This window comes from Phyllobacterium sp. (genome assembly GCF_037994425.1).
Classification (GTDB): Bacteria; Pseudomonadota; Alphaproteobacteria; order Rhizobiales; family Rhizobiaceae; genus Phyllobacterium.
The window spans coordinates 1-11,026 of the sequence record NZ_JBBNAM010000247.1 but is presented as its reverse complement, the minus strand read 5'-3'; the positions used below and the strand labels follow the sequence as shown (position 1 = coordinate 11,026).

Below are 11,026 nucleotides of genomic sequence, written 5' to 3'. Positions count from 1 at the left end.
CATTCATCTGATGATTGGCCGCCAGCCGGTGTTCGCAGCGGGCAATTCCACGGGCGACCAGCAGATGCTGGAATATACCGAGGCCGGTGACGGTCCGCGGTTCGCCATGCTGCTGCTGCACGACGATACCGAGAGGGAATACGCCTACGGTCCGGCGACGGGCCTACCGGACACCAAGGTTGGCGCTCTTACACAGGAACTCTGTGATGAAGCCACCAAGAATGGCTGGATTATCATCAGCATGAAGAAGGACTGGAAGCGCGTGTTTGCGGACTAGTTGCCCTGCCCGGCCACAAACCCCTGGCCGTCCTAACTCACCGCTTAACAACGACTCACACGGGAGGTTTACCATGCTCACGAAGAAACTTGCAGTTCTTGCCCTGATTGGCGGCGTGTGCCCGGTAGCAGTTGGTGCATGGGCGCAGGATGCGGATGTCAAACCGCACGTTCCGTTGCAGAAAACCATTGGTGTGGTTACGCCGACAGGGCCGGTCCCGTCGCTGTTTGTCCTGAACTCCGCAGGGGCAAAATTGGAGGGGACGACGTTGACCATGACCGGCGTCTCGATGAATTCAATCGTCTTTGCCGATCGCCCGGTTCGTGCGGCAGGGCATGTCACCACTGAGCAGTTCATCATGCAATGGGATAAAGGCAAAGGCAGTTTTGGCGATGATCCGCCCAACGCCACGATTTCGGTCCTGGGGGGAAACGGATCCAAGGTCGATGATGCTGTAGTGACGATTATGAACCCAAAGTTGGAGGGCGGGACTCTGACGTTTGAAGCGGCAGTTCTTGAAGGAAGTCTTTCCGGCGGAAGCGGCCCGGCAGCACTGTTCATCGACCGTGGCGGCTTCGGAGGCGGGGGCTTTGGTGGCGGGGGCTTTGGCGGTGGCTTTCATGGCGGGTTTGGCGAAGGCGACTTCCACGGAGGGTACGCCGGCGGCGATCGAATGGGCGATGTGCATGTCAACGACGTTCACGCCAACTATTGGCACGCTCCGGACTATCATGGTGCATGGTATGCGGGTGCGGGACTTGCGACTGGGGTCGCCGTTGGCGCTGCTGCCACCCTGCCCTATCGCTACGGCTATGGTAGCCCCTATTACAACGGCTATGGCCCCTGTGGATATTATCCAAATCCGCCTTGCTACTAGTGGCGTGACAGGGGTGATGTGGCTTCAACTGCCGGCAAGGATTCGTGTCGAGCCACGCCCGGCAGCGGTGTGCTGTTCGTTCAACAGAGCGAGACTAACGACCGGATGTGGTCGTCTGGTCAGAATTGAATCCGCTCCAAAGTGTACTGTAGGAGGGAGTCGCGCATGTCAGGTCTATGGAAGCTAACCACAACGATCCGAGCTTTCACAGCTGAGTCATGTTCCTGCCAAGCCTCGCCGCAGTTACGAGCTGACGAGCGGAGCCTTCCGCCCATCTGGTTAATATCCGGCTTTGCTAGCAGCTTTGCTCTCAATTCGAGACACATTCCGGCAGGCGCAGGGGTTTCTCGATTTTTGCGATCTCGTTTGCATTGGCACATGGCGGAAAGCCGGCGAGTTTCATCGTGGCAATGAGCCGCTGGTGCTCAGCTTCACTCCAGCCTGGTTCGTTCGCCATTCCTTCGATACTGACATTCGGAAACGCCTTGAGAGTGTCGGATACCGAAGCTTTCGCCTCCTCCGTGCGACCGAGTGCCGCGAGCGCGCCGGACCGCAGGATCCATTGCGCTTTTCCATAGTTCTTCGGTTCAACGCGATCCAGCATCCGCAGTGCATCTTCATACCTTCCTGCCATGAAGTAGGCGACGGTGAAAATCCTCGCGCTCCACGTCGGATAGCTGGGGTTAAGGGCCACCGCTTCGTCGACTAGCTGCGCGCCACGCTCGGGTTCACCAAAGGTGGATGCCCAGCCGGCGTACTGCGTCAGTATTTCAAACTGACCGGGACCAAGACGAAGGGCCGTGTCAAATTCCACCTTGGCGCGGTCGAATTCGTTCTTGTTGCCCAGCATGATCCCGCGGACGACATGTGCCTCTGCATCGCTCGGATCGAGTTGAACTGCGCGTTCGGCCGCCTCCGCTGATAGTGCGCGATGTTTTTCGGGTTCGATGCCGAAATTGGCGAGAAAGGAATGGGAATGGCTCAGTTCGACCCAAGCCCGGGCTAGTCCGGGCTCTAGTTCAAGGGCCCGGCTTAGCAGCCTGACCGCTTCCTCGACATCAGTCTGATTGACCTGTTCGAGCTTCTCGGTGCCCAGAAGGTAGAGCTCGTAAGCGTTTAGATTCTCGGGCCGTTTACGGTGAGCGCTGATACGACCTGCCTCTTGGACCACGCCAGCACCGCCGCCGAGACGGTTCGAGAGTTGCTCGGCAATCTCGGTCTGGATGGCGAATAGGTCCTTGTCGGGCCGGTCCCAGCGCTCCGACCAAAGATGCCTGCCGGTTTTTGCGTCAATGAGCTGAGCGGTAATCCGCACCCTATCATCCTGGTGCTGGATGGAACCCTCGACCACAAATCCCGCGCCGAGTGCCTTACCCACTTCGAGGGGACTGGCCGGCCTACCTCGATATTGTTCGGTCGAGTTGCGGTCGATGACCTGAAATTCCGGAAACCGCGCCAGATCGGTGATGATGTCCTCGGTGAGACCTTCAGCGAGGCGTCCGGTCGCCTCATCGCCGCTATAGTTGTCGAATGGCAGCACGGCTACTGCGGGCTTGCCGCTCGCCGCCTCCCTTGGCCAGAACTGCCAAGCGACCACTCCCGCCAAAACCAAAAGCAGGGCGATCACGGCTGATCCTGCGAAAGCCCATCGCGAGGACAATTGACTCGCCTTGCGGGGTTTAGCTTGTCCATCAAGAATTACGCGAAAAGCTTGCACCGGTTCGGCGATGTTTTTGACTTTCTGATCGCCCATAGGCTCAAAGCCAAATGGCAGCTTCTTTTCGACCTCCCTGGTCACCTTTCCCGAGACGCAAATGCCGCCAGGTTCCGCCAACTGCTGAAGTCTTGCGGCGACATTGACGCCTTCACCAAAACGATCATCGCCGTCGACAATCACCTCGCCAAGATTGATCCCGATCCTGACCGAAATCCGATGATCCTCGAGCACTGCGGCGTTCCGTTCCGCCAGTCCGCGCTGAAGCGATACGGCACATTCGACGGCGTCCACGACACTGCCAAATTCGGCCAAGAGTCCGTCGCCCATGAGCTTGAAGACCTGGCCGTGATGGCGAGTAATTTCGGGTTCGAACAGTTCATGGCGTCCAGCGCGAAGACGCTCAAACGTGCCCGCCTCGTCGCGTTCCATTAGGGCGGAATAACCCACGACATCGGCAGCGAGAATGGCAGAAAGCTTACGGTCCATTCGATTTGACCTAGCCTGAATATCTCAAAGTAAGGGGTGCATCGGCCCCAAGAATCTGAGAAACTTCTTTTGCAACAGAGAGTTATCAGATTGAAAGACGGTGTCCGATGCAAGCACAGTGTATTCTCGATCCGCTCGAATTTGAAGGCTTTGATGGGCCCAAAGTTGTGGCGGGTTTTGATGGCGGCGCCATTACCTCCGATGCTGGCGCCCTTCTGCTTCGCCACGTCGACAGGGTCACGGGCCTGTTCAAGCGGGTGACCGATTGCTTCATGGATGGCCGCGATCCCAATTACACGGTCCACAGCGTGCGCACGCTGGTCGGGCAACGCATTGCGGCGATTGCGCTGGGTTACGAGGACGTCGACGACCATGACACGCTGCGCCATGATCCAGTTCTTGGGCTTGTTTTCCGGGTTCCCCGATCTTTTCACCCGGCCGACCCAATGAACACGCCCTACGAACGGGCGACGGGGTTTTCCTGCGGTTCTAGACCCGGCGGAGAAGTCCGCCCGGACGCGGCGGAAGACGCTGTATGACGCGCAGGATTAATGGATGCCGGAAGGAAGTGGCAGCTGAGGTTCGCTCCGCTGCCAGCGATGTTTCAACCAGTGGTCTGTTTATTTTACTGGTGTCTTATAGGAAGACGCTATTTTGCCCGCCTTTTCTTGGGCATCCTTGAATTCCGAGCCCGTGTATGCCCGCACGGTTTTGACATTCGATACTGCTCCCGATGCGCTGACGACGAGAAGTGCGGGGATCAGGTCAGCACCGTCGTCGAATTCCGCGATTACCATCCAGTCGGTTTCGCCGGTCGTGACGTAGAAGGAATGCACTTTCCCGCCTGCGGCTTCCATTATGCCGCGAGCCGCCTTTTCTCTGTTCGATGGATTGTCAATCATACCTTTCGCGGCCGTGGCTGAATAGCACCCTGTGACTATGAACAGTGGCATGACATCCTCCCTTGACAATCGGGCAGATCGGATGATCTGCCGGATACATAATATCTTAAATCTTGGCGTTTGCCGCGAAAGTTATGCCGACGCGTATGCGGCGCGAGGATCGCAATTCTGGGTTGCCCGGCCATCTCGGAGCGGCATCGCGCTCTACGCGACGGAGACGCGGGTTTCCTGCGGTTCTAGAAGCGATCTTGCCCGTGCCTCCGCGTGATTGCCCAATAGCTCCGGGTCCCGGACTTTTTCCCGTCCCCGTGGGCGCGAATTCACGCTCATGACCCCGGCCCTTCCCTATCGGGGCGACCAAATTCCCCTGTCATGGCAACAAAAGTTCGAAGATGAGCAGCAACCGCGCCTTCGAGAGCCGGGACCTATTGCGACCTCAGGGCTTGGCAACGATAAAATTGATTGATTCGAAATCTAGAAAACTTCCCTTACATTTCGGGCATGTATGAGGATTACAGAACATTCAAGACGGTACAGGTGTTCGGGCGCAAGCCTGGCCAGCGTGTTGCGATCACGTCGGCTTATGACGCCGCCAAGTTCATGCTGGAGGAATGGCCATACGAAAGCGGGCCGAAGATGTCCATCGCAAAAGGCGATTCTCTTGAAGTGCCTCGAGGGTGGCTGCTCGGCCGCAGTCGCGCGGGTTGCTTTCGTCGAGGCCGCGAGGGAAGCCAGCATCTACATGGAGACGGAACCACGGCCGCCTGCCTACACTGGCAAGCCTGACCCGAAATGGGGAAAGCGCCAGACTACTCTGGCAAGGCACCGCAGACCCAAACAGCCATGAAACGCAAAAAGCCAAGGCGGCGGAACCCTTTCGACCGACAATGACGATAAACGCAGGAGGCCGATATGACTTTCCGAAACACGATTGCCGCCACCATCCTTCTTGCCGGAACTGCTGTCGCGGCTGCCCAGACTGTTGTGGTCACGCCCGAGCAGGAAACTGTAATCCGCGAATATGTGAAAACCAACCCCGTTGTAGTCAAACGTCCGTCCAACTTTGAACTGGTACTCGGAGCGATCATACCGGACATAGTCAAGCCGGGCGCACTTGCCGAAAACACAATGCCGACCAGGTATCAGTACGTCGAAATGGACGGTCGCACCGTGCTGATCGACCCCCAGACCCGCAAGGTCGTGCATATCATCGAAAGATGACCAATCGGCTATACGACCGTTGGGAATTGATGTGGTTGCGAAGCGCTCAGCAACCAGAGATCACTACATTCGCTCAGCCGGAGGTTAATATGTTGCCGGCGCTGGCGGTCTTTCCGGTGGTGATTTCCCGATTTCAGATACGCCTTCTAGGGAAAATGACCCGCTTATATCCTCCCAAGGAGAAAGGAGAAAGATCTCGCCCAATTGAGCGTGGTCTGGCGGAAGCATACGCTTCTTTTCACTGGCCAGATCTCATTTCGTCGAGTCGCAAACGCAAAAGAGGCCCTGCATCGTGAAGGATACAGGGCGAATTTTCTCATCACGTTAAGGCGTGACTACAAACTGGGACAAGCCTTTCACTCGGGCCCAGGTCGAACAAAAGCCCCTTTCCAGCGGACCTGACCGGCAGGGCGATTGACAGATGATATGCACATCAACAAACTGATCATGCTTCCACAGACCGTGGAGAATTTCCGATGAATTCAGGCAGCCAGAAATTTCTGAGTATTAGAACCACCGTGGGCATTGCCTTGTTGATGGCAGCACTTTGGAGCGCTTGCTGGTGCGTGACGACAGAAGGGGTTTGGCCATTCCCCGATGCGACGTCGCTGCAAGGTAGCCGGCTTTTCCTTTACAACAACGTGAATTGACCGCAACGGTCGTGCAGGCGCAGATTTTGTGTGTTGTGTCTGGCGATTTAGCAACAACGGGGCTCGGTCTCTTCTCAAACTTCTCTGCTGAGCCTCACCCATCACGGCTAGCAATAGAGACATGTCCACGCTCATTATCTGCATCCTTTTCGTGTTGCTCACCTGGGTGGGATGCCAGGTATTTCCTCAACAACCCGACAAATGGCCCTGACAGCATCCAGACTTGCATTACTCTCGCGGAATCGGCAGCGCACTGGTGAGCGCTTCTATGAAAGTACCGCTCTCCTCGACGTGGACACCAGCCTCCAGAACCGCATCGAGCATGGGGCGAGCTTAAAGCTGACTTCATCGACCAAGGTGGAATGGACGGCATTTTTGAAATGGATGACGGCCAAATCGCTCGCAGAGGGTAGCGACCGGGATGCCCAATCAATGCGATGAAGGTGAACCTCTCCGTCACCCAGCCAAGGCTCATTCATGATTTACGGTACGGTTCTCATCGTATGCGTTGCCATAATCATGTGTTGGCTGGTATTTCGGTAGATGGGCATCTGCTGCTTGGGACTGGCTACGAAATTCCGTCGCGTGAGGGAATATGATGGCCCGATACCCCGGTCAACAAAAAGAGGTGGTGCTCGTAACGGGCGCAACGGGGTTTATTGGCTCAGAATTGGTCCGATTACTTCTGGCCGGAAGGTACCGCATCGTGGTGGCAGGACGAGCGCCTCCTGGTGGTACACTACAGTCCGTCCAACTCCCTTTGCCGAGTGGGTCGCCAAGTTCATACAAGGATACCCTCAGGGGCGTTCACCACGTCGTCCACCTTGCAGCTATCCACCATCCCAAGCGTGCTGTTTCGGCCGAAGAATACCATGCGGCCAACTGTGAACTGACGGCGAAATTGGCGGACGCAGCAAGTGAGACTATCAAAGATAAATTCGTATTCACCTCTTCGATAAGGGCACAATGTGGAAGCATTTTCGACGGCGTCCTGCGGGAATCGGACGCGCCCCACCCCACAGACGATTATGGCAGGGCGAAGCTTGCAGCGGAGCGGGAAATCGCTGCGGCCATGCCCCGGGGAAACTATACGATCCTGAGACCCGTGCTGGTCTATGGCCCCGGAGCAACGGGCAACCTCGCTACGCTGTTGCGCTTTGCGGCGCTGCCCATACCTTTGCCGCTGGGCTCCTTTTCGGGCAAACGATCCCTCCTTGACCGTAGTGCGCTCTGTGTAGCGATTGCTCATAGCCTGACGGAAGCAATGACAAACGGCGAAACATTCATTGTCGCGGACAAGAATGCTTTGACGATAGGAGAAATTGTTGCCGCGGTGCGCCGCGGAAAGGGGCGTTCTCCCATGTTGTTTTCTGCGCCTGAGCCGCTTCTGGATTTTCTCGCAAATCTCACCAATCAACAAAGACGCAAGCTGAGGCTCAACCAGGACCTTGTGGCAAGTTCGGCCAAACTTCAATCGACAGGATGGGTGGCGGTTGAGGATAGTGCGCGGCAATTGGCGGGAATCTGGAGTATGAGCGAGCGTGCGCGCTACTCAGGTTCTCTTCCGAAACTATCGTGAAAAGCTCAGCTTCAATCATATGGTAGCGCGGGCGGTGTGGAAACCATCGCCCCTACGGTAGGGAGTGGTATTGCAGCGAGCATAAGAGCGATGGTGAGGCATGATTACTTGGGCTCGGACATTTTTACCGTCTCTTTTGCGTCTCAACTGCCCAACTGCCAGCGCTTTCCAACATGCAACAATTGTGAAAATCAGCGTTTTATAAAGGAGGTTATCGAGGTGGGGTAGCGCCGCGTCGGGCCGCAAAATATCCCCAAACCAATAGAACGATGACCGCTCCGATAATACCTCCGATGAGGCCTGCTCCTTCGCCAGCCTGATACCAGCCCAACGATTGTCCGAGGAAAGTGGCGACCATCGCCCCGACAATTCCGAGAATGGCTGTCAGAACGAAGCCGCTCGGCTCACTTCTTGAACCGGGAACAATAAACTTCGCTATAGTCCCAGCTATTGCGCCTATAATAATTGTCCAAACGATACCCATCGATCCATCCTCACAACCTGACCGACAATGACAAGCGTTGTGGTAGCTACCACTGCGACGTTTCTTCTTGGGTCGGCACCCGGCCCAGCGGTGTCAATTTGTCCACAGCGGTCGGCAAAACGGCCTTCAACCTGGTCAATAGTTCATCTCTCGAAAGTCCGGTTTGGTTGGCGAGTTGATCGATGACATCGGATCCAAGCGCATCGGAAATCTGCGTTGTTTCCACGGGTTTGTTAGGCCCAGTCTGAACCCATGAGTCTGCCACATCACGGTTTCCGCTTCCGGTGAAGCTTTCCAGCAAATCTCCAAGTCCTCCTGAAACGCCTTGGGTGCCGCCGCTCCCAAATAACCCACCCAAAAGCCCGCCAAGCCCTCCGGTATCACCTGATGCGGTACTGACATTAGGATTTGGTACAGTCTGAGAGTTGCCAGCTTTTTGACCAGTGATCTGTCCCAACAGTTCACCAAGCTTATCTCTGTTTTGCCATCCTGCTACAGCCAGCATGGCCAATAGTGCCGTCATGCGAGACGATGCCATTTCTACCTCCCGTTAAATCCGCCCCAGGCGGGCAACAACTTACTGACTGTCGGCGCTTTCGGCATTAAGTTCTGGTTCGTCGCGCGGACAGATAACCTTGCAGCAGTTTCGCGAAACAACAATTGTAAGCCTATAACGTAGGCATGGCGGGAATCGTTGCATTTTCGGTGGTCAGGTCGACACTTTCCGTAAGGCGCGTTGCGAAGTCGCTTTTGACCGCCCGAAGTTTGATGCGTGATCAATTGACTTACCGATGATTTGAGCGCGTTAGTTGAAGGTCGTCAGGCATGAAACGGCCACTGACGCTTGAGAGTATCTGCTCCCGCCAACTAACTGCGAGAGACAGACATGTTGCCCGCCCGTAAAGCCAAAATCAGCCGCCACTTCTGGGGTTGTGCTGCAAACTGCCCATGATAGCGCCTGAGGATTTTGGGCCGATCCCCGAAAACCCATCCCTATGCGGATCGCTTGGCAAAACAGATATTCAGGTTGTTTGATCTGGGCCATCGCGACCCGGCCATCATTGCCGCAATCGCTGCGCAGACGGAACGTGTTCGAGCCGGGCATTCTGACAATAAAGCGTTGACACTCGTTTCTTGGGCAAATGAACGTGTATTATGCGTCAGTTTTTGGCTTTCCATCGACAGATCGACCACCTTGCCATCTGAGTAAGATGGTAACAGCACCTTCGGCGCGTCAGATAGCATAGCATGGCACTACATCAATGTAAGCGGCCGACACGGGGTGACTTTCGCCACCCCCGGCCCGCCAAATCATGCAGCTTGGGCGGATGGGTTTAGCTTTTTCTCTGCAAGAGAGGTCAATGCCTGGTCGGTGGCCTCCTCCTCACGCAACGTCGCGGTAAGAAGCTCCTGAGCATCACTCATACCGAGTTCTCCCGCCCAGCGCGCCAATGTGCCATATCTGGCGATTTCGTAATGCTCTACTGCCTGTGCCGCCGAAGCCAGTCCCGCATCAAGAGCCGGCTGACCCTTGAAATCATCCATGATCTCTTCGCCTTCGGCGATAATGCCTTCGATGGCATCACAAGTTTTTGCTTGGGCACGTTTGCCAAAGATTTCGAACACCTGCTGTAGCCGTTCGAGCTGGCCTTCGGTTTCGCTGCGATGTTTTTCGAATGCAGCCTTCAGGTCAGGAGAATTTGCTGCCTTTGCCATTTTCGGCAAGGCCTTCAATATCTTGCCTTCGGCATAATAAATGTCTTTGAGTGTTTCGTGAAACAGCGTTTGGAGTGTTTTCTCGGTCATGGAAATATTTCTCCTAATATGTCTGCTACAAAACGCAGCGGACCAAAACGGAACGGATCGCCAACGGTAAGGTTCCGCTATAAGTACAAACGATCCCACCTACCAAGCGATTGGCTTCAATAAATTGATTGATTCGAAATCTGGGAATCTCTCCCTACATTTCGGGGCATGTGAAGATTATCGAACATTCAAGATGGTTCGGGTGTTCGGCCGGAAGCCTGGCCAGCTCGTCGCGATCACGTCCGCTTATGACGCTGCAATGTTCCTGTTGCAGGAATGGCCTGACGAGACCGGACCTAAGCATCTCCTGGCACGCGAGATCATGCTGAAGTGTCTTGCAGGTGATTGCTCCCCAGCCGTGGCCCGCGTGGCTTTCGTCGAGGCCGCGAGGGAAGCCAACATCTATATGGAGACACCCATTGCGGACAGCCTACACCGGCAACCGGATCCGACGTGGGGAAAGCGCCAGACTACTCTGGCAAAGCACCGCAGACCCAAACAGCCATGAAACGCAAAAAGCCAAGGCGGCGGAACCCTTTCGACCGACAGCGGTTTTACAATGACGATAAACGCAGGAGGCCGATATGACTTTCCGAAGCACGATTGCCGCCACCATCCTTCTTGCTGGAACTGCTGTCGCGGCTGCCCAGACTGTTGTAGTCACGCCCGAGCAGGAAACTGTAGTCCGCGAATATGTGAAAACCAATCCCGTGGTCGTCCAACGTCCGTCCAACTTTGAACTGGTACTCGGGGCGATCATACCGGACATACTCAAGCCGGGCGCACTTGCCGAAAACACACTGCCGAACAGGTATCAGTACGTTCAAATGGATGGTCGTACTGTGCTGATCGACCCCCAGACCCGCAAGGTCGTGCATATCATCGAAAGATGACCAATCGCATAAACGCAAGAAAGCCCGCCGAGCGGATTTACCGGCGGCGGGCGAATTTTAATGGTTTGCCAGGAAGGGCTTTTGCAACCAGGGTTTGGATCAGGGAATTCGCCACATCCTCGACAAGCATATTC

General features: G+C 55.7%; 10 protein-coding genes and 2 pseudogenes. 7 read left to right on the top strand and 5 right to left on the bottom strand.

Annotated features, from left to right (window positions below; translation table 11 throughout):
- Both AAAB35_RS17200 and AAAB35_RS17195 read left to right on the top strand, forming a co-directional pair.
- Nucleotides 1-277, top strand: a pseudogene (locus AAAB35_RS17200) (haloacid dehalogenase-like hydrolase); the annotation flags it as partial.
- Nucleotides 278-350: 73 nt separating this feature from the next.
- Nucleotides 351-1,154 (top strand): hypothetical protein, encoded by an 804-nt coding sequence (locus tag AAAB35_RS17195; RefSeq protein ID WP_340669503.1) that lies wholly within the window; start codon nt 351-353, stop codon nt 1,152-1,154.
- Nucleotides 1,155-1,464: 310 nt separating this feature from the next.
- On the opposite strand, the gene AAAB35_RS17190 is transcribed toward AAAB35_RS17195, so the two are convergent.
- Nucleotides 1,465-3,357 carry an adenylate/guanylate cyclase domain-containing protein gene (locus AAAB35_RS17190; RefSeq protein ID WP_340669502.1) on the bottom strand — a complete coding sequence of 631 codons (1,893 nt, stop codon included), beginning with the start codon at nt 3,355-3,357 and terminating at the stop codon, nt 1,465-1,467.
- A 107-nt stretch (nt 3,358-3,464) separates the two neighbouring features.
- Between AAAB35_RS17190 and AAAB35_RS17185 the strand changes: the two are divergent.
- Nucleotides 3,465-3,767 (top strand): annotated as a pseudogene (locus tag AAAB35_RS17185) (transposase); the annotation flags it as partial.
- A 210-nt stretch (nt 3,768-3,977) separates the two neighbouring features.
- On the opposite strand, the gene AAAB35_RS17180 reads toward AAAB35_RS17185, so the two are convergent.
- Nucleotides 3,978-4,310 (bottom strand): GYD domain-containing protein, encoded by a 333-nt coding sequence (locus AAAB35_RS17180; protein WP_340669501.1) that lies wholly within the window; start codon nt 4,308-4,310, stop codon nt 3,978-3,980.
- Between the two features lie 861 nt (nt 4,311-5,171).
- On the opposite strand from AAAB35_RS17180, the gene AAAB35_RS17175 reads away from it, so the two are divergent.
- Nucleotides 5,172-5,480 carry a DUF1236 domain-containing protein gene (locus AAAB35_RS17175; RefSeq protein WP_340669500.1) on the top strand — a complete coding sequence of 103 codons (309 nt, stop codon included), beginning with the start codon at nt 5,172-5,174 and terminating at the stop codon, nt 5,478-5,480.
- Nucleotides 5,481-6,725: 1,245 nt separating this feature from the next.
- Nucleotides 6,726-7,709, top strand: coding sequence for an NAD-dependent epimerase/dehydratase family protein (locus AAAB35_RS17170; protein WP_340669499.1), 984 nt, complete (start codon nt 6,726-6,728; stop codon nt 7,707-7,709).
- A 211-nt stretch (nt 7,710-7,920) separates the two neighbouring features.
- Here AAAB35_RS17170 and AAAB35_RS17165 read toward each other — a convergent pair whose 3' ends face one another.
- From AAAB35_RS17165 to AAAB35_RS17155, 3 genes are all read right to left on the bottom strand, one after another.
- Complete coding sequence (locus tag AAAB35_RS17165) at nt 7,921-8,193, bottom strand: GlsB/YeaQ/YmgE family stress response membrane protein (protein WP_340669498.1); 273 nt, start codon at nt 8,191-8,193, stop codon at nt 7,921-7,923.
- Between the two features lie 46 nt (nt 8,194-8,239).
- Nucleotides 8,240-8,731, bottom strand: a complete 492-nt coding sequence (locus AAAB35_RS17160; RefSeq protein ID WP_340669497.1) for a YidB family protein — start codon at nt 8,729-8,731, stop codon at nt 8,240-8,242.
- A 773-nt stretch (nt 8,732-9,504) separates the two neighbouring features.
- Nucleotides 9,505-9,999, bottom strand: coding sequence for a ferritin-like domain-containing protein (locus AAAB35_RS17155; protein ID WP_340669496.1), 495 nt, complete (start codon nt 9,997-9,999; stop codon nt 9,505-9,507).
- Between the two features lie 193 nt (nt 10,000-10,192).
- Here AAAB35_RS17155 and AAAB35_RS17150 point away from each other — a divergent pair, with 193 nt between their 5' ends.
- Complete coding sequence (locus AAAB35_RS17150) at nt 10,193-10,507, top strand: DUF982 domain-containing protein (RefSeq protein ID WP_340669495.1); 315 nt, start codon at nt 10,193-10,195, stop codon at nt 10,505-10,507.
- Between the two features lie 76 nt (nt 10,508-10,583).
- Nucleotides 10,584-10,892 (top strand): DUF1236 domain-containing protein, encoded by a 309-nt coding sequence (locus tag AAAB35_RS17145; RefSeq protein ID WP_340669494.1) that lies wholly within the window; start codon nt 10,584-10,586, stop codon nt 10,890-10,892.
- Nucleotides 10,893-11,026 lie beyond the last annotated feature (134 nt).

What these genes read in the sequence shown, in the direction of transcription:
- AAAB35_RS17195 (WP_340669503.1), top strand. Translation starts at nt 351, where the DNA reads ATGCTCACGAAGAAACTTGCAGTTCTTGCCCTGATTGGCGGCGTGTGC.
- AAAB35_RS17190 (WP_340669502.1), bottom strand. Translation starts at nt 3,357, where the DNA reads ATGGACCGTAAGCTTTCTGCCATTCTCGCTGCCGATGTCGTGGGTTAT.
- AAAB35_RS17180 (WP_340669501.1), bottom strand. Translation starts at nt 4,310, where the DNA reads ATGCCACTGTTCATAGTCACAGGGTGCTATTCAGCCACGGCCGCGAAA.
- AAAB35_RS17175 (WP_340669500.1), top strand. Translation starts at nt 5,172, where the DNA reads ATGACTTTCCGAAACACGATTGCCGCCACCATCCTTCTTGCCGGAACT.
- AAAB35_RS17170 (WP_340669499.1), top strand. Translation starts at nt 6,726, where the DNA reads ATGATGGCCCGATACCCCGGTCAACAAAAAGAGGTGGTGCTCGTAACG.
- AAAB35_RS17165 (WP_340669498.1), bottom strand. Translation starts at nt 8,193, where the DNA reads ATGGGTATCGTTTGGACAATTATTATAGGCGCAATAGCTGGGACTATA.
- AAAB35_RS17160 (WP_340669497.1), bottom strand. Translation starts at nt 8,731, where the DNA reads ATGGCATCGTCTCGCATGACGGCACTATTGGCCATGCTGGCTGTAGCA.
- AAAB35_RS17155 (WP_340669496.1), bottom strand. Translation starts at nt 9,999, where the DNA reads ATGACCGAGAAAACACTCCAAACGCTGTTTCACGAAACACTCAAAGAC.
- AAAB35_RS17150 (WP_340669495.1), top strand. Translation starts at nt 10,193, where the DNA reads ATGGTTCGGGTGTTCGGCCGGAAGCCTGGCCAGCTCGTCGCGATCACG.
- AAAB35_RS17145 (WP_340669494.1), top strand. Translation starts at nt 10,584, where the DNA reads ATGACTTTCCGAAGCACGATTGCCGCCACCATCCTTCTTGCTGGAACT.